This window comes from Rhizobium laguerreae, from assembly GCF_019778565.1.
Lineage (GTDB): Bacteria > Pseudomonadota > Alphaproteobacteria > Rhizobiales > Rhizobiaceae > Rhizobium > Rhizobium laguerreae.
Window position 1 is genome coordinate 669049 of record NZ_JAAXQT010000003.1, and the last position, 23422, is coordinate 692470.

The 23422-nt window shown below is 60.3% G+C and carries 36 protein-coding genes and 1 pseudogene; 32 read left to right on the forward strand and 5 right to left on the reverse strand.

The features are described from left to right. The 29 genes and pseudogenes from HFO71_RS13825 to HFO71_RS13965 form a co-directional block, all read left to right on the forward strand. The coding region (locus HFO71_RS13825) for an EF-Tu C-terminal domain-related protein (protein WP_446686465.1) at positions 1-185 on the forward strand (185 nt) is incomplete at its 5' end. Between the two features lie 154 nt (positions 186-339). Continuing rightward, positions 340-648, forward strand: a complete 309-nt coding sequence (gene rpsJ, locus HFO71_RS13830; RefSeq protein ID WP_003547547.1) for a 30S ribosomal protein S10 — start codon at positions 340-342, stop codon at positions 646-648. A 39-nt stretch (positions 649-687) separates the two neighbouring features. After that, positions 688-1329, forward strand: coding sequence for a 50S ribosomal protein L3 (gene rplC / locus HFO71_RS13835; RefSeq protein ID WP_003547548.1), 642 nt, complete (start codon positions 688-690; stop codon positions 1327-1329). Positions 1330-1342: 13 nt separating this feature from the next. Beyond that, on the forward strand, positions 1343-1963 hold the full coding sequence (rplD, locus tag HFO71_RS13840; RefSeq protein ID WP_003547549.1) for a 50S ribosomal protein L4: 621 nt from the start codon (positions 1343-1345) through the stop codon (positions 1961-1963). Continuing rightward, complete coding sequence (locus HFO71_RS13845; RefSeq protein ID WP_003547550.1) at positions 1960-2253, forward strand: 50S ribosomal protein L23; 294 nt, start codon at positions 1960-1962, stop codon at positions 2251-2253. Before rplD ends, HFO71_RS13845 begins: the two co-directional genes overlap by 4 nt. An 11-nt stretch (positions 2254-2264) precedes the next feature. Continuing rightward, positions 2265-3101, forward strand: coding sequence for a 50S ribosomal protein L2 (gene rplB, locus HFO71_RS13850; protein ID WP_077976456.1), 837 nt, complete (start codon positions 2265-2267; stop codon positions 3099-3101). 15 nt (positions 3102-3116) lie between these two features. Further along, entirely contained in the window at positions 3117-3395 is a 279-nt protein-coding gene (gene rpsS, locus HFO71_RS13855) for a 30S ribosomal protein S19 (protein ID WP_003547552.1), read from the forward strand. A 2-nt stretch (positions 3396-3397) separates the two neighbouring features. Then, the gene (gene rplV / locus HFO71_RS13860) at positions 3398-3787 is read left to right on the forward strand and encodes a 50S ribosomal protein L22 (protein WP_003547553.1); all 390 of its coding nucleotides are present in this window, start codon (positions 3398-3400) and stop codon (positions 3785-3787) included. Then, the gene (rpsC, locus tag HFO71_RS13865) at positions 3787-4518 is read left to right on the forward strand and encodes a 30S ribosomal protein S3 (RefSeq protein ID WP_003547554.1); all 732 of its coding nucleotides are present in this window, start codon (positions 3787-3789) and stop codon (positions 4516-4518) included. The genes rplV and rpsC overlap by 1 nt, the downstream gene beginning before the upstream one ends. 36 nt (positions 4519-4554) lie before the next feature. Beyond that, positions 4555-4968 (forward strand): 50S ribosomal protein L16, encoded by a 414-nt coding sequence (rplP, locus tag HFO71_RS13870; protein WP_003547555.1) that lies wholly within the window; start codon positions 4555-4557, stop codon positions 4966-4968. Positions 4969-4980: 12 nt separating this feature from the next. Next, positions 4981-5181 carry a 50S ribosomal protein L29 gene (gene rpmC / locus HFO71_RS13875; RefSeq protein WP_003547556.1) on the forward strand — a complete coding sequence of 67 codons (201 nt, stop codon included), beginning with the start codon at positions 4981-4983 and terminating at the stop codon, positions 5179-5181. Positions 5182-5193: 12 nt separating this feature from the next. After that, positions 5194-5433 carry a 30S ribosomal protein S17 gene (rpsQ, locus tag HFO71_RS13880; protein WP_003547557.1) on the forward strand — a complete coding sequence of 80 codons (240 nt, stop codon included), beginning with the start codon at positions 5194-5196 and terminating at the stop codon, positions 5431-5433. A gap of 259 nt (positions 5434-5692) precedes the next feature. Next, positions 5693-6061, forward strand: coding sequence for a 50S ribosomal protein L14 (gene rplN, locus HFO71_RS13885; RefSeq protein ID WP_003547558.1), 369 nt, complete (start codon positions 5693-5695; stop codon positions 6059-6061). An 11-nt stretch (positions 6062-6072) separates the two neighbouring features. Continuing rightward, positions 6073-6381, forward strand: coding sequence for a 50S ribosomal protein L24 (rplX, locus tag HFO71_RS13890; protein WP_003547559.1), 309 nt, complete (start codon positions 6073-6075; stop codon positions 6379-6381). Beyond that, positions 6374-6931: a 50S ribosomal protein L5 gene (gene rplE, locus HFO71_RS13895; RefSeq protein WP_020049537.1), complete on the forward strand. Its 558-nt coding sequence runs from the start codon at positions 6374-6376 to the stop codon at positions 6929-6931. The genes rplX and rplE overlap by 8 nt, the downstream gene beginning before the upstream one ends. A 32-nt stretch (positions 6932-6963) precedes the next feature. After that, positions 6964-7269, forward strand: coding sequence for a 30S ribosomal protein S14 (rpsN, locus tag HFO71_RS13900; RefSeq protein WP_003547561.1), 306 nt, complete (start codon positions 6964-6966; stop codon positions 7267-7269). A 12-nt stretch (positions 7270-7281) separates the two neighbouring features. Further along, positions 7282-7680, forward strand: a complete 399-nt coding sequence (gene rpsH, locus HFO71_RS13905) for a 30S ribosomal protein S8 (protein ID WP_003547562.1) — start codon at positions 7282-7284, stop codon at positions 7678-7680. 42 nt (positions 7681-7722) lie between these two features. Beyond that, positions 7723-8256, forward strand: coding sequence for a 50S ribosomal protein L6 (gene rplF / locus HFO71_RS13910; RefSeq protein WP_017963907.1), 534 nt, complete (start codon positions 7723-7725; stop codon positions 8254-8256). Between the two features lie 12 nt (positions 8257-8268). Continuing rightward, positions 8269-8631, forward strand: coding sequence for a 50S ribosomal protein L18 (rplR, locus tag HFO71_RS13915; RefSeq protein WP_003547564.1), 363 nt, complete (start codon positions 8269-8271; stop codon positions 8629-8631). Between the two features lie 131 nt (positions 8632-8762). Then, entirely contained in the window at positions 8763-9332 is a 570-nt protein-coding gene (gene rpsE / locus HFO71_RS13920) for a 30S ribosomal protein S5 (protein WP_003547565.1), read from the forward strand. 14 nt (positions 9333-9346) lie between these two features. Next, positions 9347-9556 carry a 50S ribosomal protein L30 gene (gene rpmD / locus HFO71_RS13925; protein WP_003547566.1) on the forward strand — a complete coding sequence of 70 codons (210 nt, stop codon included), beginning with the start codon at positions 9347-9349 and terminating at the stop codon, positions 9554-9556. A gap of 16 nt (positions 9557-9572) precedes the next feature. Then, complete coding sequence (gene rplO / locus HFO71_RS13930; RefSeq protein WP_003547567.1) at positions 9573-10049, forward strand: 50S ribosomal protein L15; 477 nt, start codon at positions 9573-9575, stop codon at positions 10047-10049. Between the two features lie 234 nt (positions 10050-10283). Then, entirely contained in the window at positions 10284-11624 is a 1341-nt protein-coding gene (gene secY, locus HFO71_RS13935; protein ID WP_003547569.1) for a preprotein translocase subunit SecY, read from the forward strand. Beyond that, positions 11621-12271 carry an adenylate kinase gene (locus HFO71_RS13940; RefSeq protein WP_017963910.1) on the forward strand — a complete coding sequence of 217 codons (651 nt, stop codon included), beginning with the start codon at positions 11621-11623 and terminating at the stop codon, positions 12269-12271. The genes secY and HFO71_RS13940 overlap by 4 nt, the downstream gene beginning before the upstream one ends. A gap of 222 nt (positions 12272-12493) precedes the next feature. Next, the gene (rpsM, locus tag HFO71_RS13945) at positions 12494-12862 is read left to right on the forward strand and encodes a 30S ribosomal protein S13 (RefSeq protein ID WP_011651425.1); all 369 of its coding nucleotides are present in this window, start codon (positions 12494-12496) and stop codon (positions 12860-12862) included. 133 nt (positions 12863-12995) lie between these two features. Then, on the forward strand, positions 12996-13385 hold the full coding sequence (rpsK, locus tag HFO71_RS13950) for a 30S ribosomal protein S11 (RefSeq protein ID WP_003547577.1): 390 nt from the start codon (positions 12996-12998) through the stop codon (positions 13383-13385). 97 nt (positions 13386-13482) lie between these two features. Then, the gene (locus HFO71_RS13955) at positions 13483-14493 is read left to right on the forward strand and encodes a DNA-directed RNA polymerase subunit alpha (protein ID WP_003547579.1); all 1011 of its coding nucleotides are present in this window, start codon (positions 13483-13485) and stop codon (positions 14491-14493) included. Positions 14494-14670: 177 nt separating this feature from the next. Then, positions 14671-15093, forward strand: a complete 423-nt coding sequence (gene rplQ / locus HFO71_RS13960) for a 50S ribosomal protein L17 (RefSeq protein WP_003558556.1) — start codon at positions 14671-14673, stop codon at positions 15091-15093. An 85-nt stretch (positions 15094-15178) separates the two neighbouring features. Beyond that, positions 15179-15501: pseudogene (locus HFO71_RS13965) on the forward strand (DUF2809 domain-containing protein); the annotation flags it as partial. Positions 15502-15512: 11 nt separating this feature from the next. Here the strand turns inward: HFO71_RS13965 and msrQ are convergent. Both msrQ and msrP read right to left on the reverse strand, forming a co-directional pair. Then, a complete protein-coding gene (msrQ, locus tag HFO71_RS13970) occupies positions 15513-16169 on the reverse strand; it encodes a protein-methionine-sulfoxide reductase heme-binding subunit MsrQ (protein WP_131640319.1) in 657 nt (218 codons plus the stop codon). Then, a complete protein-coding gene (gene msrP / locus HFO71_RS13975; protein ID WP_077976460.1) occupies positions 16169-17116 on the reverse strand; it encodes a protein-methionine-sulfoxide reductase catalytic subunit MsrP in 948 nt (315 codons plus the stop codon). Before msrP ends, msrQ begins: the two co-directional genes overlap by 1 nt. 334 nt (positions 17117-17450) lie before the next feature. Here msrP and ilvD point away from each other — a divergent pair, with 334 nt between their 5' ends. Then, on the forward strand, positions 17451-19289 hold the full coding sequence (ilvD, locus tag HFO71_RS13980; protein ID WP_077976461.1) for a dihydroxy-acid dehydratase: 1839 nt from the start codon (positions 17451-17453) through the stop codon (positions 19287-19289). A 58-nt stretch (positions 19290-19347) separates the two neighbouring features. Here the strand turns inward: ilvD and HFO71_RS13985 are convergent, their stop codons facing one another. Together HFO71_RS13985 and HFO71_RS13990 are read right to left on the reverse strand one after the other, a co-directional pair. Beyond that, positions 19348-19701: a lysozyme inhibitor LprI family protein gene (locus tag HFO71_RS13985; RefSeq protein WP_168258262.1), complete on the reverse strand. Its 354-nt coding sequence runs from the start codon at positions 19699-19701 to the stop codon at positions 19348-19350. Between the two features lie 23 nt (positions 19702-19724). Beyond that, on the reverse strand, positions 19725-20105 hold the full coding sequence (locus HFO71_RS13990) for a YkvA family protein (protein WP_131640318.1): 381 nt from the start codon (positions 20103-20105) through the stop codon (positions 19725-19727). A gap of 257 nt (positions 20106-20362) precedes the next feature. Between HFO71_RS13990 and HFO71_RS13995 the strand changes: the two genes are divergently transcribed. Further along, on the forward strand, positions 20363-21766 hold the full coding sequence (locus tag HFO71_RS13995; RefSeq protein WP_131640317.1) for a DegQ family serine endoprotease: 1404 nt from the start codon (positions 20363-20365) through the stop codon (positions 21764-21766). After that, positions 21763-23079 carry a replication-associated recombination protein A gene (locus HFO71_RS14000; protein WP_065279621.1) on the forward strand — a complete coding sequence of 439 codons (1317 nt, stop codon included), beginning with the start codon at positions 21763-21765 and terminating at the stop codon, positions 23077-23079. The genes HFO71_RS13995 and HFO71_RS14000 overlap by 4 nt, the downstream gene beginning before the upstream one ends. Before the next feature lie 12 nt (positions 23080-23091). On the opposite strand, the gene HFO71_RS14005 is transcribed toward HFO71_RS14000, so the two are convergent. After that, the gene (locus HFO71_RS14005; protein ID WP_017960044.1) at positions 23092-23403 is read right to left on the reverse strand and encodes a DUF1883 domain-containing protein; all 312 of its coding nucleotides are present in this window, start codon (positions 23401-23403) and stop codon (positions 23092-23094) included. Positions 23404-23422: the final 19 nt, after the last annotated feature.

Genomic DNA, 23422 nt, shown 5'->3' on the forward strand with positions numbered 1-23422 from the left:
GCACGACCGACGTGACGGGCATTGTGACGCTGCCGGAAGGTACGGAGATGGTGATGCCGGGCGACAACGTCACGGTATCGGTCGAGCTGATCGTTCCGATCGCGATGGAAGAAAAGCTGCGCTTCGCCATCCGCGAAGGCGGCCGCACCGTCGGCGCCGGTATCGTCGCGTCGATCGTCGAGTAATTAGCGGCTGGGCCACCTGGCCCAAGGAAAGGATAGGGACGCCGATCTCGGTGTCCCTCTCGATCTTTGAAACCGGTGGCCCGCTAACGTAACTGAAGGTAAGTCGTGTCCCTAAGCGGTGACACGCGGATAACAGACACAAGGATAAAGTCGAATGAACGGCCAGAATATCCGCATCCGCCTGAAGGCGTTCGATCACCGGATTCTCGACGCCTCAACGCGTGAGATCGTATCGACGGCTAAGCGCACCGGTGCAAGCGTCCGGGGCCCCGTTCCGCTTCCGACCCGCATCGAGAAGTTTACGGTTAACCGGTCCCCGCACATCGACAAGAAGAGCCGCGAACAGTTCGAGATGCGCACCCATAAGCGCCTTCTCGATATCGTTGACCCGACCCCGCAGACGGTAGACGCGCTGATGAAGCTCGATCTCGCCGCCGGTGTCGATGTTGAGATCAAGCTCTGAGACCTCGGGTCTTCGGGCTGAGTGAGAAGGATTGAACCGATGCGTTCAGGTGTGATTGCACAGAAGGTGGGAATGACCCGCGTCTATAACGACGCCGGCGAGCATGTCCCGGTAACGGTACTGCGTATGGAAGGCTGCCAGGTCGTAGCCACGCGCACTGTCGAAAAGAATGGCTATACCGCAGTTCAGCTCGGTGCCGGCCAGGCGAAGGTGAAGAACACGTCGAAGGCGATGCGCGGCAACTTTGCCATTGCCAACGTCGAGCCGAAGGCCAAGCTGACGGAATTCCGCGTGTCGGAAGATCAACTGCTCGAAGTCGGCACTGAGATCAAGGCAGGTCACTTTGCAGCCGGTCAGCTCGTCGACGTGACGGGCACGACGATCGGTAAGGGTTTTGCCGGCGCCATGAAGCGCCACGGTTTCGGCGGTCTGCGTGCTACGCACGGTGTGTCGGTGTCGCACCGTTCGCACGGTTCGACCGGCTCGCGCCAGGATCCGGGCAAGGTTTTCAAAAACAAGAAGATGGCTGGTCACATGGGCCAGACGCGCGTCACGACGCAGAACCTGGAAGTAGTTTCGACCGACGAAGATCGTGGTCTGATCCTGATCAAGGGTGCTGTTCCTGGTTCCAAGGGTGCTTGGATCATCGTGCGCGACGCCGTCAAGTCGGCCGCGAAGTAAGGGAGCCAGATCAATGGAATTCAACGTCAAGACCCTCGAGGGAAAAGACGCCGGGAAGGTTTCCCTTTCGGACGCGATTTTCGGCCTCGAGCCCCGCGAAGACATTCTCGCCCGCGTCATCCGCTGGCAGCTTGCCAAGAAGCAGCAGGGCACGCACAAGGCTAAGGGCCGCGCGGAAGTTTCGCGCACCGGCGCCAAGATGTACAAGCAGAAGGGTACGGGCCGCGCCCGTCACCATTCGGCTCGCGCTCCGCAGTTCCGCGGCGGCGGCAAGGCTCACGGCCCGGTCGTCCGCAGCCACGAGCACGATCTTCCGAAGAAGGTTCGCGCACTCGGCCTTCGCCACGCCCTTTCGGCCAAGATCAAGGCCGATGACGTCATCGTCATCGACAACCTGGTTGCCGCTGAAGCCAAGACCAAGTCGCTCGCGTCCGTTTTCGAGACGCTCGGCCTGACCAACGCCCTCTTCATCGGCGGCGCAGAGCTTGATGGCAACTTCAAGCTCGCAGCTCAGAACATCCCGAACATCGATGTTCTGCCGATCCAGGGCATCAACGTTTATGACATCGTGCGCCGCGGCAAGCTCGTGCTTTCCAAGGCTGCGGTTGAAGCGCTAGAGGAGCGATTCAAGTGACCGATCTTCGCCACTACGATGTGATCGTCTCTCCGGCGATCACCGAAAAGTCCACGCTGGTATCCGAAAACAACCAGGTTGTTTTCAATGTCGCCAAGCAGGCGACGAAGCCGGAAATCAAGGCTGCGGTCGAGGCGCTGTTCGGCGTCAAGGTCACGGCTGTCAACACTCTGCTGCGCAAGGGCAAGACCAAGCGGTTCCGCGGTTTCGTCGGCAAGCAGAAGGACGTGAAGAAGGCTGTTGTGACGCTGGCTGAAGGCCAGACGATCGACGTCTCCACCGGTCTCTGAGGTATAAGAAAATGGCATTGAAAACTTTCAATCCGATCACCCCGAGCCAGCGCCAGCTGGTCATCGTCGACCGCTCCGCCCTCTACAAGGGCAAGCCGGTCAAGGCGCTGACGGAAGGTCTGACCAAGAGTGGCGGTCGTAACAACCTCGGCCGCATCACCGCCCGCTTCATCGGCGGCGGTCACAAGCGCACCTATCGTCTAGTCGACTTCAAGCGTCGCAAGTTCGATGTCGAGGGCACGGTTGAGCGTATCGAATACGATCCGAACCGTACGGCTTTCATCGCGCTGGTGAACTATGCTGACGGCGAGAAGGCTTATATCCTCGCTCCTCAGCGCCTCGCTGCCGGTGACAAGGTCATCGCTTCCGAGAAGGCTGTCGACGTCAAGCCCGGCAACACCATGCCGCTGCAGTTCATTCCGGTCGGCTCCATCATCCACAACGTGGAAATGAAGCCGGGCAAGGGTGGTCAGATCGCTCGCTCCGCCGGTGGTTACGCACAGCTCGTCGGTCGCGACCAGGGCATGGCGATCCTTCGCCTGAACTCCGGTGAACAGCGTCTCGTCCATGGCTCCTGCCTTGCTTCGATCGGCGCCGTCTCCAACCCTGATCACGCCAACATCAACGACGGCAAGGCCGGTCGTACCGTTTGGCGCGGCAAGCGTCCGCATAACCGCGGTGTCGTCATGAACCCGGTCGACCATCCGCACGGCGGTGGTGAAGGCCGCACCTCCGGTGGTCGCCATCCGGTGACACCGTGGGGCAAGCCGACCAAGGGCAAGCGCACCCGGTCGAACAAGTCGACCGACAAGATGATCATGCGCTCGCGTCATCAGCGTAAGAAGTAAGAGAGGAAGTCTCCAATGGCTCGTTCAGTATGGAAAGGTCCGTTCGTTGACGGCTATCTTCTCAAGAAGGCTGAGAAGGTTCGTGAAGGCGGTCGTAGTGAAGTGATCAAGATCTGGAGCCGTCGCTCCACGATCCTGCCGCAGTTCGTCGGTCTCACCTTCGGCGTCTACAACGGCAGCAAGCATATCCCGGTCAGTGTCAATGAAGACATGGTCGGTCACAAATTCGGTGAATTCTCTCCGACCCGCACCTACTACGGTCACGGCGCGGACAAGAAGGCGAAGAGGAAGTAACAATGGGCAAGGCAAAAGCCGAACGCCGGCTGAAGGACAACGAGGCGCAAGCAGTCGCCCGCACGCTCCGCGTCAGCCCCCAGAAGCTCAACCTGGTTGCTGCGGCTATCCGCGGCAAGAAGGTCGAGCGCGCACTCGCTGAGCTGGAGTTCTCCCGCAAGCGCATCGCAGGCGCCGTCAAGAAGACGCTCGAATCTGCGATCGCCAACGCCGAGAACAACCACGATCTCGACGTCGACTCGCTGGTTGTCGCCGAGGCCTATGTCGGCAAGTCGATCGTCATGAAGCGTTTCCACGCTCGTGGCCGCGGTCGCGCGTCGCGCATCGAAAAGCCCTTCGCGCACCTGACGATCGTCGTTCGTGAAGTGCAGGCAGCAGAGGAGGCCGCATAATGGGTCAGAAAATCAATCCAATCGGTTTCCGTCTCGGAATCAACCGTACCTGGGATAGCCGCTGGTTTGCGGACAATGCCGAGTACGGTCAGCTGCTGCACGAAGACCTGAAGATGCGCAAGTTCGTCATGAGCGAACTGAAGCAGGCCGGGATCTCCAAGGTGGTCATCGAGCGTCCGCACAAGAAGTGCCGCGTCACGATCCACTCGGCACGTCCAGGCCTGATCATCGGCCGCAAGGGCGCTGACATCGACAAGCTCCGCAAGAAGCTGTCGGAGATGACCAATTCGGAAACGCACCTCAACATCGTCGAAGTGCGCAAGCCCGAAGTCGATGCGACGCTGGTCGCTCAGTCGATCGCACAGCAGCTCGAGCGTCGCGTGGCTTTCCGTCGCGCCATGAAGCGTGCCGTTCAGTCCGCGATGCGTCTTGGCGCCGAAGGCATCAAGATCACCTGCGCTGGCCGTCTCGGCGGCGCTGAAATCGCCCGTACGGAATGGTACCGCGAAGGTCGTGTGCCGTTGCACACGCTGCGCGCCGACATCGACTACGGCACGGCTGAAGCAGAAACCGCGTTCGGCATCTGCGGCATCAAGGTCTGGATCTTCAAGGGCGAAATCCTTGAGCATGATCCGATGGCTTCCGAGCGCCGCGCGATGGAAGGTGACGCCCAGGGTCCGGCGAGCCGTGATCGTGACCGCGACAGAGACCGTCGCCGCGACAACGCTTGATAGCGCGCGTGGCAGAGAAGTTCGGAGAATAAGAAAATGTTGCAGCCAAAGCGTACCAAGTACCGCAAGCAGTTCAAGGGCCGCATCAAGGGCGTCGCCAAGGGCGGTTCTGACCTGGCATTCGGCGAATTCGGCCTGAAGGCACAGGAACCCAACCGCGTCAACGCGCGCGAGATCGAAGCGGCCCGCCGCGCGATCACGCGTTATATGAAGCGCGCCGGCCGTGTATGGATCCGCGTGTTCCCGGACGTTCCGGTAACCAAAAAGCCGACCGAAGTCCGTATGGGTAAGGGTAAGGGCTCCGTTGAATATTGGGCATGCAAGGTCAAGCCTGGCCGTATGATGTTCGAGATCGACGGTGTCAGCGAAGAAATCGCCCGTGAGGCGCTTCGCCTCGGCTCTGCCAAGCTCTCGGTCAAGACGCGCTTCGTTCAGCGCATTGCAGAGTAAGGGATTGAGCTCATGAAAGCCTCAGACGTTCGCGGGTTCACCGCCGACCAACTCAAGGACGAGCTTGCCAAGCTGAAGAAGGAGCAGTTCAACCTGCGCTTCCAGAAGGCGACCGGCCAGCTCGAAAAGTCCTCGCGCATCAACGAAGTCCGCAAGGACATCGCCCGCGTGAAAACCATTGCCCGCCAGAAGGCGGCAGAAGTTAAGGCCTAAAGGAAGAAAAATATGCCGAAGCGCATCCTGCAGGGCGTCGTCGTTGGCGACAAGAACGAGAAGACGGTAGTGGTTCGTGTCGAGCGTCGTTTCGCTCACCCGCTGCTCCAGAAGACCGTTCGTCGTTCCAAGAAGTACAAGGCCCACGACGAGAACAATCAGTACAAGATTGGCGATACCGTATCCATCGAGGAATGCGCGCCGATCTCCAAGGACAAGCGCTGGACGGTGATTTCCGCCCAGGGCAAGTAACAGAATTTTGCGCGAGGCCTTGCGTCTCGCCGAAATATCTGTATGAAGCAGCGTCAGAACGCTCGAATGCCGGGCGTTCTTTTGCTTTGAGCGCACGGAAGGTCCCGTTCGGGAAACCACCCTGGCACGATCGATCCCGCGCTATTCAGCTATTGCCGCGTCTGTGCTGCCGTCATGGCAGCTCGGCCGGCGAAAATTTTCATAAGCCGGAGTAGGGGGCTAGCCCAACCATTCCGGTAAACCAAGAAGGCGACCTGATATGATTCAGATGCAAACAAACCTCGACGTCGCGGATAATTCCGGCGCACGTCGTGTCATGTGCATCAAGGTGCTGGGCGGCTCGAAGCGCAAGTATGCCTCGATCGGCGACGTCATCGTCGTTTCGATCAAGGAAGCGATCCCGCGCGGCCGCGTGAAGAAGGGTGACGTGATGAAGGCGGTTGTCGTTCGCACCGCCAAGGACATCCGTCGTGCGGATGGCTCCGTCATCCGCTTCGACACCAACGCAGCAGTCCTCATCGACAACAAGAAAGAGCCGATCGGCACCCGTATCTTCGGACCGGTTCCGCGCGAACTTCGCGCCAAGAACCACATGAAGATCATCTCGCTGGCTCCCGAAGTACTGTAAGGAGCGAAGCGATGCAGAAGATTCGTAAGGGCGACAAGGTCGTCATGCTCGCTGGCAAGGACAAGGGCCGTACCGGCGAAGTTGTCCAGGTCATGCCGAAGGAAGATCGTGCCGTTGTTCGTGGCGTCAACGTCGTCAAGCGCCACCAGCGCCAGACGCAGACCCAGGAAGCCGGCATCATCAACAAAGAAGCCCCGGTTCACCTCTCCAACGTTGCAATCATCGACAAGGACGGCAAGCCGACCCGCGTCGGTTTCAAGGTTGTTGACGGCAAGAAGGTCCGTGTGGCCAAGCGTTCTGGAGAAGTGATCGATGGCTGAGGCAAAATATGAGCCGCGGCTCAAGAAGGAATATGTCGAGCGCATCCGCAAGGCGATGCAGGAGCAGTTCTCCTACGCCAACGAGATGATGATTCCGAAGCTCGACAAGATCGTGATCAACATGGGTGTCGGCGAAGCGACCGCTGACTCGAAGAAGCCGACGGTAGCTGCCGCCGACCTCGCAGCGATTGCCGGCCAGAAGCCGGTCATCACCCGCGCACGTAACTCTATCGCAGGCTTCAAGCTCCGCGAACAGATGCCGATCGGCGCGAAGGTCACCCTGCGCGGCGCCCGCATGTACGAGTTCATGGACCGTCTCGTGAACATCGCGCTCCCGCGCGTTCGCGACTTCCGCGGCCTGAACCCGAAAAGCTTTGACGGCCGTGGCAACTTCGCCATGGGCATCAAGGAGCACATTGTGTTCCCTGAGATCAACTACGACAAGGTTGATCAGATGTGGGGCATGGACATCATCGTTTGCACGACGGCGACGACCGACGACGAAGCACGAGCTCTTCTGAAAGAGTTCAGCTTCCCGTTCCGTCAATAACCGTAACGACGAGCGTAGAAAAGGAACCTGACATGGCGAAGACAAGCGCAGTTGAAAAGAACAAGCGCCGCCGTACTACGGTCGCTAACCAGGCCGCTAAGCGGGCTGGGTTGAAGGCGATCATCATGAACCAGGCTCTTCCGATCGAAGAGCGGTTCAAGGCCTCGATCAAGCTGGCATCCCTGCCGCGTGATGGATCGAAGACCCGTATTCGCAACCGTTGCGAAGTTTCGGGGCGTCCGCGCGCATATTACCGCAAACTGCGCATGTCGCGTATTGCGCTGCGTGAACTCGGCAATCTCGGCAAGGTGCCGGGTATCGTCAAGTCGAGCTGGTAAGGAGCAGGTTACATGACAATGACTGATCCGTTGGGCGATATGCTCACTCGCATCCGTAACGGCGCTTCCCGCCGCAAGTCGTCGGTTTCGACGCCTGCTTCGAAGCTCCGTGCACGTGTTCTCGATGTTCTGCAGTCCGAAGGCTACATCCGTGGCTATTCCGTTGTCGATTTCGGCAATGGCAAGTCGGAACTCAGCATCGAGCTGAAATATTATGAAGGCGCATCGGTGATCCGTGAGATCGGCCGCGTGTCCAAGCCGGGCCGCCGGGTTTATGTCTCGGTCAAGTCCATTCCGCAGGTCGCGAACGGTCTCGGCATCACCATCCTTTCGACTCCGAAGGGTGTGATGGCCGATCACCAGGCTCGCGAACAGAACGTTGGTGGCGAGGTTCTTTGCTCGGTCTTCTAAGATCGGGCAGGGATCTCCATAGCGAACAGACAGGATTGAAACATGTCTCGTATCGGTAAGAAGCCCGTTCAGGTGCCTGCTGGGATCACGGCTACGGTCGATGGCCAGAAGGTGACTGCAAAGGGCCCGAAGGGCGAGCTGTTTTTCGTTGCTAACGACGAAATCAGCCTCAAGCTTGAAAATAACGCCGTCGTCGTGACGCCGGTGAACCAGACCAAGGATGCGCGCGCAAAGTGGGGCATGTCCCGCACGATGATCGAAGGCATCTTCAAGGGCGTCAAGGACGGTTTCGAGCGCAAGCTTGAAATCAACGGCGTCGGTTACCGCGCCGCCATGCAGGGCAAGAACCTGCAGCTGGCCCTCGGTTTCAGCCACGACGTGATCTACGAGCCGCCGGTCGGTATCTCGATCGTTGTTCCGAAGCCGACGGAAATCGTCGTCAGCGGCATCAACAAGCAGCAGGTCGGTCAGGTTGCCGCCGAAATCCGCGAATATCGCGGTCCCGAGCCGTACAAGGGCAAGGGCGTCAAGTACGCTGACGAGCGGATCGTCCGCAAAGAAGGCAAGAAGAAGTAAGGATCACGCGAAATGGCTAGCAGGAAAGAAGCACTTGCACGTCGTGCCAACCGCGTGCGCCGTCATCTCAAGTCGGTGGCCAATGGCCGTCCACGCCTGTCGGTTCATCGCTCCTCGAAGAACATCTACGCCCAGGTCATCGATGACGTGGCCGGCAAGACGCTTGCGTCTGCCTCCACCCTCGAGAAGGATCTGCGCGGTTCTCTGAAGACCGGTGCCGATACCGCCGCCGCTACCGTTGTGGGCAAGCTCCTCGCAGAGCGCGCCTCCAAGGCCGGTGTTACGGAAGTCGTGTTCGACCGTGGCGCCTTCATCTATCACGGCCGCATCAAGGCTCTCGCCGAAGCGGCCCGCGAAGGCGGTCTCACCTTCTGATCAGTTTCCGGCCGGACGCCTCAAGCGCCGGCCGGATTTTCGCCGGACCGCAGGCACTCTCCGAAAGGGGAGGCTGATGCGGTCCACATTTGTTTGCCGATTGCACCCGGAAAAGAAAAAGGAAGAGGACAATGGCACAGGAAAGAAGGCCGCAGCGGGACGACCGCCAGAGCCGTGAAGAGCGCGATAGCGAATTCGTCGACAAGCTTGTCGCGATCAACCGCGTCGCCAAGGTCGTCAAGGGCGGCCGTCGGTTCGGTTTCGCAGCACTCGTCGTCGTCGGCGACCAGAAGGGCCGCGTCGGCTTCGGCCATGGCAAGGCGCGTGAAGTGCCGGAAGCCATCCGCAAGGCAACCGAAGCCGCCAAGCGCGAACTGATCTTCGTACCGCTGCGTGACGGCCGTACGCTGCATCACGACGTTCATGGCCGCCACGGCGCCGGCAAGGTTCTGCTGCGCTCGGCCAAGGTCGGTACCGGCATCATCGCCGGCGGCCCGATGCGCGCCGTGTTCGAAACGCTCGGCATGCACGACGTCGTCGCCAAGTCGACCGGTTCGTCGAACCCCTACAACATGGTTCGCGCCACCTTCGACGCTCTGAAGCACCAGGTTCACCCGAAGGACATCGCAGCTCAGCGCGGCATCAAGTATGCAACGCTGCAGGCTCGTCGTAGCGCCTCCGGCAACGCCTCTGAAGAATAAGAGGAGTTTGACAGATGGCCAAGGCTACCAAGAAGGCTGAAGCGAAGACTGTCACGATCGAACAGATCGGCAGCCCGATTCGCCGTCCGGATGTCCAGCAGCGCACGCTGATCGGTCTCGGACTGAACAAGATGCACCGTCGCCGCACGCTGGAGGATACCCCTTCCGTTCGTGGCATGATCCGTGCTGTCCAGCATCTCGTTCGCGTCGTCGACGAGAAGTGAGACGGAGGAAACGCTCATGAAACTCAATGAAATTAAAGACAACGAAGGCTCGACCCACAGCCGCAAGCGCCTCGGCCGCGGTATCGGCTCGGGTTCTGGCAAGACTGGTGGTCGCGGCGTGAAGGGTCAGAAGTCCCGTTCGGGCGTCGCCATCAACGGCTTCGAGGGCGGCCAGATGCCGATCTATCGTCGCCTGCCGAAGCGCGGCTTCAACAACATTTTCGCTTCCGATTTTGTTGTCGTATCGCTGGCCCGTATCCAGACGGCTATCGACGCCGGCAAGCTCGATGCCAAGACGACCGTTGACGCAGCTGCCCTCAAGGCTGCTGGTGTCATCCGCCGCGTCAAGGATGGTGTTCGCGTTCTCGCCGACGGCGAGATCAAGGCCAAGATCACCATCGTCGTTGCAGGCGCCTCCAAGCCTGCCGTCGAGAAGATCGAAAAGGCCGGCGGCACCGTGACGCTGCTTTCGGCTCCGGCTGCAGCCGAATAATAATCTGATGATATATCGCCCGGGGTGCTTCACACCGGGCGATTTTGCTCCCATATGTGGGCCTCACAAAAACTTGGCTGGCGCGCCCGCGTCATGCCGGTAAGACTCGAAAACAAGGGTGAGGCATGGGGTTGCGTTGCAATCCGTCCTAAGCCCGGTTTTGAATAATTTCATACTGATTCCGGGTCCGGTCTGTCCCCCAGAGACGCCGGAATTGGTAGCGCGGAGAAATGCATGGCTTCTGCAGCGGAACAATTGGCATCCAACCTCAATTTTTCGACCTTCGCCAAAGCCGAGGATTTGAAGAAGCGCTTGTGGTTCACACTGGCAGCTCTCCTCGTCTACCGACTCGGCACGCATATTCCGCTTCCAGGCCTCAATCCTGAAGCCTATGCCCAGGCTTTCCGCGGCCAGGCAGGCGGCATTCTCGGCCTTTTCAACATGTTTTCGGGCGGCGCCGTTGAGCGCATGGCGATCTTCGCGCTCGGCATCATGCCCTATATTTCTGCCTCGATCATCGTGCAGCTGATGACTTCGGTCGTGCCGGCGCTCGAAAACCTCAAGAAGGAAGGCGAGCAGGGCCGTAAGATCATCAACCAGTATACCCGCTACGGTACCGTTATCCTCGGTGCGCTGCAGGCCTATGGCATTGCCGCCGGCCTTGAAAGCGGCCAAGGCTTGGTCGTCGACCCGGGCTGGTTCTTCCGCGTCTCCACCGTTCTGACGCTGCTTGGCGGCACGATGTTCCTGATGTGGCTCGGCGAGCAGATCACCTCGCGCGGCATCGGCAACGGCATCTCGCTGATCATCTTCGCCGGCATCGCCGCCGGCCTTCCCACTGCTCTTGCCGGCACGCTCGAACTCGGCCGCACCGGCGCGCTGTCGACCCCGCTGATCCTGCTCGTGATCATCGTCGCGATCGCCGTCATCGCCATCATCGTCTTCGTCGAGCGCGCCCAGCGCCGACTGCTGATCCAGTATCCGAAGCGCCAGGTCGGCAACCGGATGTTCCAGGGCGATACCTCCCACCTGCCGTTGAAACTCAATACATCAGGTGTCATTCCGGCAATCTTCGCATCGTCGCTGCTGCTTCTGCCGGCAACGATTGCGGGCTTTGCCAGCACCACGGCAATGCCCTCCTGGGCGACATCGATCGTCGCGGCCCTCGGTCATGGCCAGCCACTCTATATGGTGCTCTATGCGGCGCTGATCGCCTTCTTCGCCTTCTTCTATACGGCCATCGTTTTCAATCCGAAGGATACGGCTGATAATCTGAAGAAGCATGGCGGCTTCATTCCCGGCATCCGTCCGGGCGACCGCACCGCCGAATATATAGACTACGTGCTGACCCGAATCACGGTGATCGGCGCGCTCTATCTCGTCTTCGTCTGCATCCTTCCGGAGATATTGGTGTCGCAAACCGGCATTCCATTAGCCCTTGGTGGGACTTCGCTTTTGATCGTGGTTAGCGTAACTCTTGATACGGTTGCACAGATCCAGGGTCACCTGATCGCGCAGCAATACGAAGGCCTGATCAAGAAATCGAAGTTGCGTGGAGGAAAGAGGGGGCGATGAGACTTATCCTTTTGGGGCCGCCGGGCGCGGGTAAGGGAACCCAGGCCCAGCGGATCGTGGAAAAGCACGGCATTCCGCAGCTTTCCACGGGGGACATGCTGCGTGCAGCGGTTAACGCCGGCACCGATGTCGGCAAGCGCGCGAAGGCGGTCATGGACGCCGGCAAGCTCGTCTCGGATGAGATCGTCATTGCCATCGTTTCCGAGCGTATCGATCAACCCGATTGCGCCAACGGCTTCATCCTCGACGGCTTCCCCAGGACGCTCGTCCAGGCGGACGCCACCGAGGCGATGCTGAAGGCAAAGGGTCTCGGCCTCTCCGTTGTCATTGAATTCCGTGTCGATGATGACGAGTTGATCCGACGTGTCGCCGGTCGCTACTCCTGTGCACAGTGTGGCAGCGTCTATCACGATACCGATAAGGTTCCGGCTGCCGAGGGCGTGTGCGACAAGTGCGGTTCCACGCACTTCAAGCGCCGGCCCGATGACACCCCGGAGACCATGACGGCTCGGCTGCAAGTCTACTACAAGGAGACCTCACCGCTGATCGGCTATTACCATGCCAAGGGCAAGCTCAAGTCCGTGGACGGCATGGCAGAAATCGATCAGGTGACGGCTGAGGTCGAAAGCATTCTTTCGAAGCTTTAAGGCTTTGAAAATAAACTTGGCGGAACGGTTGCTTTTCAGCAGTGATTCCGCTAAACACCGCGCCAACTCGCGACATTCCATGCGATCGGCGCGGATTTCCCAGGGAAGTCCGGGTGCGGTCGTTTTGACATGTTACGGACGTAAATCTGAACGGGCGGTTCTCAAGAGCCGCATAACGAAGCCCACTTGCCGGATGGCAACTGGAATGCAAGGAGAACAGGCGTGGCACGTATCGCTGGCGTCAACATCCCGACTGCGAAGCGCGTTGTTATCGCGCTGACCTACATTCACGGGATCGGTCCGAAATTCGCACAGGAAATCGTCGCAAAGGTCGGTATCCCGGCCGAACGTCGTGTGCATCAGCTGACGGACGCAGAAGTCCTTCAGATCCGCGAAGCCATCGACCGTGACTATCAGGTCGAAGGCGATCTTCGTCGCGATACCGCGATGAACATCAAGCGCCTGATGGACCTCGGCTGCTACCGCGGCCTGCGTCATCGCCGCGGCCTTCCGGTCCGCGGTCAGCGCACGCATACCAATGCCCGCACCCGCAAGGGCCCGGCAAAGGCAATCGCTGGCAAGAAGAAGTAATTTCCGGGAAACCGGGGTGGGGAGGCTGGCGGTCTGCGCCGGCCTCTTTTGAGTTTGGAGCGGGACCATATAGGCGCCGTTCCGGTGTAGCCGCTGGCATTACGGCGGTGAAGAGATCAACGAAAGGAATACCATGGCTAAGGAAGCCGTCCGCGTTCGCCGTCGCGAGCGCAAGAACATCTCGTCGGGTGTCGCTCACGTCAACTCGACCTTCAACAACACGATGATCACCATCACCGATGCGCAGGGCAATGCGATCGCTTGGTCGTCGGCTGGCGCCAAGGGCTTCAAGGGCTCGCGCAAGTCGACCCCGTTCGCTGCCCAGATCGCTGCCGAAGACTGCGCCAAGAAGGCCCAGGAGCACGGCATGAAGTCGCTGGAAGTCGAAGTCTGCGGTCCGGGTTCGGGTCGTGAATCGGCTCTGCGCGCGCTTCAGGCTGCAGGTTTCATGATCACGTCCATCCGCGACGTGACCCCGATCCCGCACAATGGCTGCCGTCCGCGCAAGAAGCGCCGCGTCTGATCATCGCTCTCGTCACCGGTGAGCGCCTGTGCGCTCCCGGTGGTTTTCAAGCTCGGTTGCCACGATTGGATGGTGGCAACGAACGGAAGGCAAACTCATGATTCAGAAGAACTGGCAGGAACTGATCAAGCCGAACAAGGTGGAGTTCTCCTCGAGCTCGCGCACCAGGGCGACGCTTGTTGCCGAACCGCTGGAGCGCGGCTTCGGCCTCACCCTCGGCAACGCGCTTCGCCGCGTTCTGCTCTCCTCGCTGCGCGGTGCTGCCGTCACGGCGGTGCAGATCGATGGCGTGCTGCATGAATTCTCCTCGATTCCGGGCGTCCGCGAAGACGTCACGGACATCGTGCTCAACATCAAGGAAATCGCCATCAAGATGGATGGCGATGATGCAAAACGCATGGTCGTGCGTAAGCAGGGCCCGGGTGTTGTCACGGCTGGCGACATTCAGACGGTCGGCGATATCGAAATCCTCAACCCCGAGCATGTCATCTGCACGCTCGACGAGGGCGCCGAGATCCGCATGGAGTTCACCGTCAATAACGGCAAGGGTTACGTTCCGGCCGAACGCAATCGTGCGGAAGATGCTCCGATCGGTCTCATCCCGGTCGACAGCCTCTATTCGCCGGTCAAGAAGGTGTCCTACAAGGTTGAAAATACCCGCGAAGGACAGGTTCTCGACTACGACAAGCTGAACATGACCATCGAAACCGATGGCTCGATCACCGGCGAAGACGCCGTCGCTTTTGCGGCGCGCATCCTCCAGGATCAGCTTGGCGTCTTCGTCAACTTCGACGAGCCGCAGAAGGAAACCGAAGAGGAAGCAGTCACCGAACTCGCTTTCAACCCGGCTCTCCTGAAGAAGGTGGACGAACTCGAACTGTCGGTCCGTTCGGCAAACTGCCTGAAGAACGACAACATCGTCTACATCGGCGACCTCATTCAGAAGACCGAAGCAGAAATGCTCCGCACGCCGAATTTTGGTCGCAAGTCGCTGAACGAAATCAAGGAAGTTCTCGCTTCCATGGGCCTGCACCTCGGCATGGAAGTGCCGGCATGGCCGCCCGAGAACATCGAAGATCTCGCCAAGCGTTACGAAGACCAGTACTGAGCGGCGTGAGGAAAAGTGTAAAGCGGTTTTCCGCTCGCACGCCGATCGCAAGAACATAACAAAAGGCAGGCTCTTTCGGCTGCCTTTCCCCGTCAAACAGCAGGCCGATCGCCTGCATGTGCCAGGAAACGGCAGGCCCACTTAGCGTAAGGGCACCTGCATTAAAGGAGAATAGCAATGCGCCATGGTAAAGCCGGCCGCAAGCTGAATAGAACTGCAAGCCACCGCAAGGCGATGTTCGCCAACATGGCGGCTTCGCTGATTACCCACGAGCAGATCGTCACGACCCTGCCGAAGGCCAAGGAAATCCGCCCGATCGTCGAGAAGCTCGTCACGCTCGGCAAGCGCGGCGACCTGCACGCTCGCCGTCAGGCGATCTCGCAGATCCGCGATGCTGCCGTCGTTTCGAAGCTGTTCGACACGATCGCAACGCGCTACGCCACCCGCAACGGCGGCTACCTGCGCATCATGAAGGCCGGCTTCCGCCAGGGCGACAATGCCGCCATGGCCGTGATCGAATTCGTTGACCGCGATGCCTATGCCAAGGGTGCTGCCGACAAGGCCCGCGTCGCTGCTGAAGAGCAGGCCGTCGCCGCTTAAATCTTCCGCTCCGGCGGAAACAAAACAGCCGGGCTCACAAAGCCCGGCTGTTTTTGTTTCTGATATGGTGACGGGACCGGCTCCATTGCGCAAAATCATTCAGGCTCGCTCTCCGCAGTTCCTTCGTCTCGCCGCCCTGTTTCTTGTCATCGTTCTCGGGCTGGCGCTCCGCAGGTTTGGCTATGCGGCCGATCTGCCTTTCATCGTCGTCATGTGGTGGCACTCTGGGGAGCGATGGTTTATCTGCTCGTGGCGCTCATTGCCGCAAGGTCACGGCTCGACGCGTTTCGGCTGACCACGGCAGGCGCCCTGCTGCTTGGCCGGATCTTTTCGCTTTGGAACCTGCCGGCTTATGCAATCGGCATGGCCGCGGCCTGCGCCTTTGATCCGGCACGCCGGACTGCGGTAAGCCTGCCGTCTCACGATGCCGACGCCACTGCGCGATTGCGGGTCCGCCCTTTGCCCTTCTGCTTGTTGCGTGCGATCGGCCGGTAGGAGCGATAGAGGATGAGCGCGATGATCAGCCCAACATAGATGTATTGCTCCAGGTCGAGGATCTTGGTCGAGAGCGCGAAGTGCAGCGCCCCGCAGGCGGCGATGATGTAGACGAGGCGATGCAGCCAGATCCAGTTCTTGCCGAGCCGGCGGATCGAGAAATTGTTGGATGTCAGCGCCAGCGGAATGAGCATCGCAAGTCCGGCCATGCCGAACATGATGAAGGGGCGCTTCAGCACGTCGTTGATGACGGCGGCAATATCCATCGCCTGGTCGAGCACCATGTAGACGGTGAAATGCATCAGCGCGTAATAGAAGGTCAGCAGGCCAAGCGCGCGGCGGTAACGCAGATAGTTCCAGCCGAAAAGGTCGCGGGCAGGGGAAACGGCAAGCGTTGCGATCAGGAAACGGATCGTCCAGATGCCGAGGAAGAGCTCGAAAGTCTTGACAGGGTCGGCGCCGAGCTGATCGGTCGCGCCGAGATAGAAAGTCCAGGCCGCAGGCACGAGCCCGACGACATAAAGCAGCCAGACGGAGGCGGGCTGCCAGCGCTTCGGGAGGGCGAGCGACAGTTCCGCCATCAGAAATTCGCCTTCAGGTCCATGCCGGCATAAAGGCTTGCGACTTCGTCGGCATAGCCGTTGAAGGGCAGGGTGGGATGGCGGCTCGCGCCGAAGAAGCCGCTCTCGCCGATGCGCCGTTCGCTGGCCTGGCTCCAGCGCGGGTGGTCGACCTCAGGGTTGACATTGGCGTAGAAGCCATACTCCTGCGGATTGGTGACCTGCCATGTATTCTTCGGCTGCTGGTCGGTGAGCGTGATCCTGACGATCGACTTGATGCCCTTGAAGCCGTATTTCCACGGCACGACCAGGCGGATCGGCGCGCCGTTCTGGTTCGGCAGGGTTTCGCCATAGAGCCCGACGGCCAGCAGCGTCAGCGGATGGCGTGCCTCATCCAGGCGCAGACCCTCGACATAGGGCCAGTCGAGTGACTGGAAGAAACCCTTCTGCCCAGGCATCTCGTCTGGTCGCACCACAGTTTCGAAGGCGACGTATTTGGCGCTACCGAGCGGCTCCACCTTGTCGAGCAGCGACGCCAGCGGAAAGCCGTCCCAGGGGATGACCATCGACCAGGCCTCGACGCAGCGCATCCGGTAGGTGCGCTCCTCGATCGGGAATTCCTTGATCAGCGCCTCGAGGTCGAAGGTGCCCGGCTTGTTGACCATGCCGTCCACCTTAACCGTCCAGGGCAGCGGCTTGAAATCGCCGGAAAGAGCGGCGGGATCGCCCTTGTCGAGGCCGAATTCATAGAAATTATTGTAGGTCGTGACGTCCTTGATCGGCGTCGCCTTCTCGTCGACCTTGTACTTGCTCTCAACGGCGGAGAGGGCCGCAGCACTCGCCTTGCCGGCGCTGTAGAGCCCCATGGCGCCAAGCGCTGCCGCGCCGAGGAATTCACGACGCCGCAGATAGATCTGGCGCGGCGTGATCTCTGATGAGGCGATCTTCGTTGGGCGATAGGTTGGCATGTCGAAATCTCCTGGGCGGATTTCTACAATATAGTCTTTAAACGACCCGCCCGCATGTTCGGATTAGTGTCTAAGCCTTGAATATTACAGACGTGAAGCCAATTTTTTGTGTTCGGTCGTGATGGAATAGGCTGTAACAAAACGTCGCGTCGAACCGTATATGATCGATGCGCCTCATGGCGCTTCTCCCCGGCGTACCGGATTTGGGCTTCCCGGTAGTGACAGCCCCCGTCGATTGGATTAGGACAATTCCAAAAAGCAGCGTTTGCCCGGCCTGCAGGCTCCATGCCGCCCGGCTTCGCCTGATAATTCCGACACGTTGAGGAAGACACTGATGCCAGTTTACCGTTCCAGAACCACGACCCATGGCCGTAACATGGCGGGCGCCCGCGGCCTTTGGCGCGCGACGGGCATGAAGGATTCGGATTTCGGCAAGCCGATCATCGCTGTGGTGAATTCGTTCACCCAGTTCGTGCCCGGCCATGTGCACCTGAAGGACCTTGGCCAGCTCGTTGCCCGCGAGATCGAGGCGGCCGGCGGTGTTGCCAAGGAGTTCAACACGATCGCCGTCGATGACGGTATCGCCATGGGCCATGACGGCATGCTTTATTCGCTGCCCTCGCGTGAGCTCATCGCCGACAGCGTCGAATACATGGTCAATGCCCATTGCGCCGACGCCATGGTCTGCATCTCCAACTGCGACAAGATCACTCCCGGAATGCTGATGGCGTCGCTACGCCTCAATATCCCGACCGTCTTCGTCTCGGGCGGTCCGATGGAAGCCGGCAAGGTCGTGATGCACGGCAAGACGCATGCACTCGACCTCGTCGATGCCATGGTTGCCGCTGCCGACGACAAGATCAGCGACGAGGACGTCCAGACCATAGAACGCTCGGCCTGTCCGACCTGTGGTTCCTGCTCCGGCATGTTCACTGCCAATTCGATGAATTGCCTGACGGAAGCCCTCGGCCTGTCGCTGCCCGGCAACGGCTCGACGCTTGCCACCCATCTCGACCGCAAGCGCCTCTTCGTCGAGGCCGGTCATCTGATTGTCGATCTCGCCCGCCGTTATTACGAGCAGGATGACGTCAAGGCACTGCCGCGCACCATTGCCTCCAAGCAGGCCTTCGAGAATGCCATGACGCTCGACATCGCCATGGGCGGTTCCACCAATACGGTCCTGCACATACTTGCCGCCGCCCATGAAGGCGAGATCGATTTCACTATGGCCGATATCGACGCGCTGTCGCGCCGCGTGCCGTGCCTGTCGAAGGTCGCACCCGCCAAGAGCGATGTGCACATGGAAGACGTCCATCGCGCCGGCGGCATCATGTCGATCCTCGGCGAACTCGACAAGGGCGGTCTCTTGAACCGCGATTGCCCGACTGTGCATGCCGAGACGCTGGGTGATGCGATCGACCGCTGGGATATCACCCGCACCAACAGCGAAACTGTCCGGAACTTCTATCGTGCCGCTCCCGGCGGCATCCCGACCCAAGTCGCCTTCAGCCAGGAATCCCGTTGGGACGATCTCGACACCGACCGCGAGAACGGCGTCATTCGCTCGGTCGAGCATCCCTTCTCCAAGGATGGTGGCCTTGCCGTGCTCAAGGGCAACCTTGCGATTGACGGCTGCATCGTCAAGACCGCCGGCGTCGATGAATCGATCCTGAAGTTCTCCGGCCCCGCCCGCGTTTTCGAAAGCCAGGATTCGTCGGTCAAGGCGATCCTTGCCAACGAGGTGAAGGCCGGCGACGTCGTCGTCATCCGCTACGAAGGTCCGAAGGGCGGCCCAGGCATGCAGGAAATGCTCTATCCGACGAGCTATCTGAAGTCGAAGGGTCTCGGCAAGGCCTGCGCGCTGATCACCGACGGCCGCTTCTCCGGCGGCACTTCCGGCCTCTCGATCGGCCACGCTTCGCCGGAGGCGGCAAATGGCGGCACGATCGGCCTGGTGCGCGAAGGTGACATGATCGATATCGACATCCCCAACCGCACGATCAGCCTGCGTGTCAGCGAGACCGAACTCGCCGCCCGCCGCGCCGAACAGGACGCCAAGGGCTGGTATCCCACAGAAGTCCGCAAGCGCAACGTCACGACCGCGCTAAAGGCCTACGCCGCCTTCGCAACGAGTGCGGACCGCGGTGCCGTGCGCGATCTGAACGCCCGCTGACTCATCTGAACCGACGACCTACTGATTAGAAGTCAGGTGCTCTACCGACCGGTCGCTTTCAAAGCGGCCGGTTGATGTTTTTATAAGACTCGCCGAGTTGCTTCAGCCGCTCGTCATAGGCAGCCTTGATGCAAGTTGCATCTGCCCCGCATTCCTGCCGTTTCTTCAGCCAGGCCGTCTGTTCGTCCTGCAATGTTCCGCGCGAACCCATCGCCAGCAGGCCGGAGAGCAGCTCGAAAGTCGTCACCATCTTCACATCGGCGTCGTTGAGGGCGCGGTTGTCGCAGATCGCTTTTTCATCCGCCTTCAATTCTTTCGCATCGCAATCGAAGCTTGCTGCCTGTGCCAGGTTCGATCCAATGAGCAGGATCGTAAAGCCGAGGGCCGCTGTCGTCGTTCTTGTCGTGATCATTCATATGTTCCCATTGCTGCCGGTCAGGTTAGCTTCCGCAGTGCCAGAGCCAGGAAGATGATGCAGATGAGCCAGACGGCAAGGATGAAGATCAGTCCGACCCGGCCGGAGGGACGCTCGGTGCGCCTTGTCGCCTCCATACGAAGCTCGTTCATCACCTCTACTGGCACGAGCCGGATCGCCAGCATGATACCGAGCGGCACGATGAAGAGATCGTCGAGATAGCCGAGGATGGGGATGAAATCGGGGATGAGATCGATGGGCGACAGCGCGTAGGCGGCAACGGCGCCGGCCACCGCTTTGGCATGCCACGGTACGCGGGGATCGCGGGCGGCAAGCCATAGGGCCACGATGTCACGCTTCAGTGACTTCGCCCAGTTTTTGGCTTTTGATATCAGTTGCATGGCCAATCTTCCTGAATCAAATTCACAATGACTTCAACCGGTTTCCAAGACGCCCTCTCGCCTTGTTCTTCCATGCTTCCGCCCTCTTTCCTTTCTAGCGTCGGGCCGCAGAACAGGATGATTTTGGGCCGGTTCGGCCTAAAATCTGAATCCTGTTCGCTATTAAATAGTTAGAGCATGATGCCGTCCGAAAACCGCTCACACTTTTCGGCATCATGCTCTAAAACGTTGCTCAAGAGGATTCAAAAGGGATACCCATGCAAGGCCTGTTCAAGCGCGCCTCCGTCTCGCTATTTGCTCTCATGCTCGTTCTGCCGCTTGCTGCCCATGCGCAGACGGCAAAGGCCATACCCGAGAGCCAGATGCAGATGCAGCTCTCCTTCGCGCCGCTCGTCAAACAGACGTCGGGCGCCGTCGTCAATGTCTATGCGGAAAAGACTATCCGGCGGCAGTCGCCCTTTGCCGGCGATCCTTTCTTCGAGCAGTTTTTCGGCCAGCAGATGCCGAACCGTTCGGAGAAGCAGTCTTCGCTCGGCTCCGGCGTCATCGTCGAGGCGAACGGCACTGTCGTCACCAACAATCACGTCATCGAGGGCGCCGATGACATCAAGATTGCCCTCTCGGACGGCCGCGAGTTCCCCTGCAAAGTGGTGCTGCGCGATGATCGCGTCGATCTTGCCGTGCTGAAGATCGACACCACGGCAAGCTTTCCGGCGCTGCCGATCGGCAATTCCGATTCAGTCGAGGTCGGCGATCTCGTGCTGGCGATCGGTAATCCCTTCGGTGTCGGCCAGACGGTGACGAGCGGCATCGTCTCAGCGCTTGCCCGCAACCAGGTGATCAGGAACGAATTCGGCTTCTTCATCCAGACCGATGCCTCGATCAATCCCGGCAATTCCGGCGGCGCCCTGATGAACATGAAGGGCGAACTGATCGGCATCAACACCGCGATCTTCTCGCGCGGCGGCGGCTCGAACGGCATCGGTTTCGCCATCCCTGCCAATCTGGTCAAGGTCTTCCTCGCGTCTGCCGATGCCGGCGTCAAATCCTTCGAGCGCCCCTATGTCGGCGCAAGCTTCGATGCGGTGACCTCGGAAGTGGCTGAGGCGCTGGGGCTGAACAAGGCCCGCGGCGCGCTCGTCGTCAAGGTTTCGGAAGGTGGGCCGGCGGCCAAGGCCGGGCTGAAGGCCGGCGAGATCGTCACCGCCGTTGACGGGATTTCCGTCGAGCATCCCGACGCGCTGCTCTACCGGCTGACCACAGCCGGTCTCGGCAATTCGGTCAAGCTCACCGTCATCGAGAACGGCCGCGAGGAGCAACTGCCGTTGACGCTCGCCCGCGCCCCGGAAACCTCGCCGCGCGACCAGCGCACCATCGGCGGACACACGCCGTTTACCGGCGCCGTCGTCGAGAACCTGTCGCCGCGTGTCGCCGACGAGCTGCGCATGCCGCCGGAATCGTCGGGCGTCGTCGTATCCGAGGTAAAGGAGGATTCGCCTGCTGCCCGTCTCGGTTTCGAACCGAAGGATATCATCGTCTCGATCAACGGCACCGATGTGAAGTCGACCAGCGAACTGTCCGAGATCGCCGATAGCGACCCCGGCTTCTGGCGGGTCGAGATCGAGCGCGACGGCCAGCGCATCCGGCAATTTTTCCGATGAGCAACGATCTCTTCGCGCCGCGCGTTCCGGAAGAGGTCGCTGCCAGGCGGCCGCTTGCCGACCGGCTGCGGCCGAAGACGCTTGCCGATGTCACCGGTCAGGAACATCTGACCGGGGAGGATGGCGTGCTGAAAAGGATGATCGAAAGCGGCTCGCTTGGCTCGATGATCTTCTGGGGTCCGCCTGGCACCGGCAAGACGACGGTGGCACGGCTGCTCTCGGGCGAGGCGGGACTGGCCTTCGAGCAGATATCGGCGATCTTCTCCGGCGTCGCCGATCTGAAGAAGGTGTTCGAGACGGCCCGTTTGCGGCGTATGGACGGCCGTCAGACGCTGCTCTTCGTCGATGAGATCCACCGTTTCAACCGCGCCCAGCAGGACAGTTTCCTGCCGGTCATGGAGGATGGAACCGTCATCCTCGTCGGCGCCACCACCGAGAACCCTTCCTTCGAGCTCAACGCCGCTCTGCTGTCGCGTGCCCGTGTGCTCACCTTCAAGTCGCATGACGAGGAGAGCCTCGAGGAACTGTTGAAGCGTGCCGAGGCGATCGAGCAGAAGCCGCTGCCGCTGACGGAGGATGCCCGCGCCAGCCTGATCCGCATGGCCGATGGCGATGGCCGCGCGGTGCTGACGCTTGCCGAAGAAGTCTGGCGCGCAGCGCGCGAAGGCGAGAGCTTCGATACCGAAGGCCTGACGCGAATCGTCCAGCGCCGTGCCCCGGTCTACGACAAGGCGCAGGATGGCCACTACAATCTGATCTCGGCGCTGCATAAATCCGTGCGCGGCTCGGATCCCGATGCCGCGCTCTATTATCTCGCCCGCATGTTCGATGCCGGCGAGGATCCGCTCTATCTCGGCCGGCGGCTGGTGCGCATGGCGGTGGAGGATATCGGTCTTGCCGATCCGCAGGCGCTGGTGATCTGCAATGCCGCCAAGGATGCCTATGAGTATCTCGGCTCGCCGGAAGGCGAACTGGCGCTGGCCCAGGCCTGTGTCTATCTCGCCACCGCCCCGAAATCGAATGCTGTCTACACCGCCTTCAAGGCGGCAAGCCAGGCGGCAAAGCAGAACGGCTCGTTGCTGCCGCCGAAGCATATCCTCAATGCGCCGACCAAGCTGATGAAGGGCGAGGGTTACGGCGAGGGCTACCGCTATGACCACGACGAGCCGGATGCCTTTTCCGGCCAGGATTATTTCCCGGAGAAGATGGGCCGCCAGATCTTCTACGATCCGCCGGAGCGCGGCTTCGAGCGCGATATCCGCAAGCGGCTGGAATGGTGGGCAAAACTTCGCAAGGAGCGCAATCCGCGCTGAACCGGGCGAACCTCAGGAGGCGCGCGGCGTCTTCTGATTTGCCGGCGCGGCGATCACCTTGACGGAAGATTCTGCAAGCCCGTGATGACCTTCCATATCGACGATGACATGCCAGTGACCGCTTTCCGGAACGGCGATCTTGATCGGCGATTTGCGTGCCACGCCGCCGATATATTTGAAATCGAGAACCTCGGTGAACCGCTGGAAATTCGGGGCCGTCATCAGGCGGACATTGTTCACCGCATTCAACGACACCTCGATGATCGTTCCGGTGCGTTGTTCCCTAAGATCGTAATGGGTGAAGCGGAAATTCGGTTTCGGCATCGGTCTCGTGGCGTCTGAA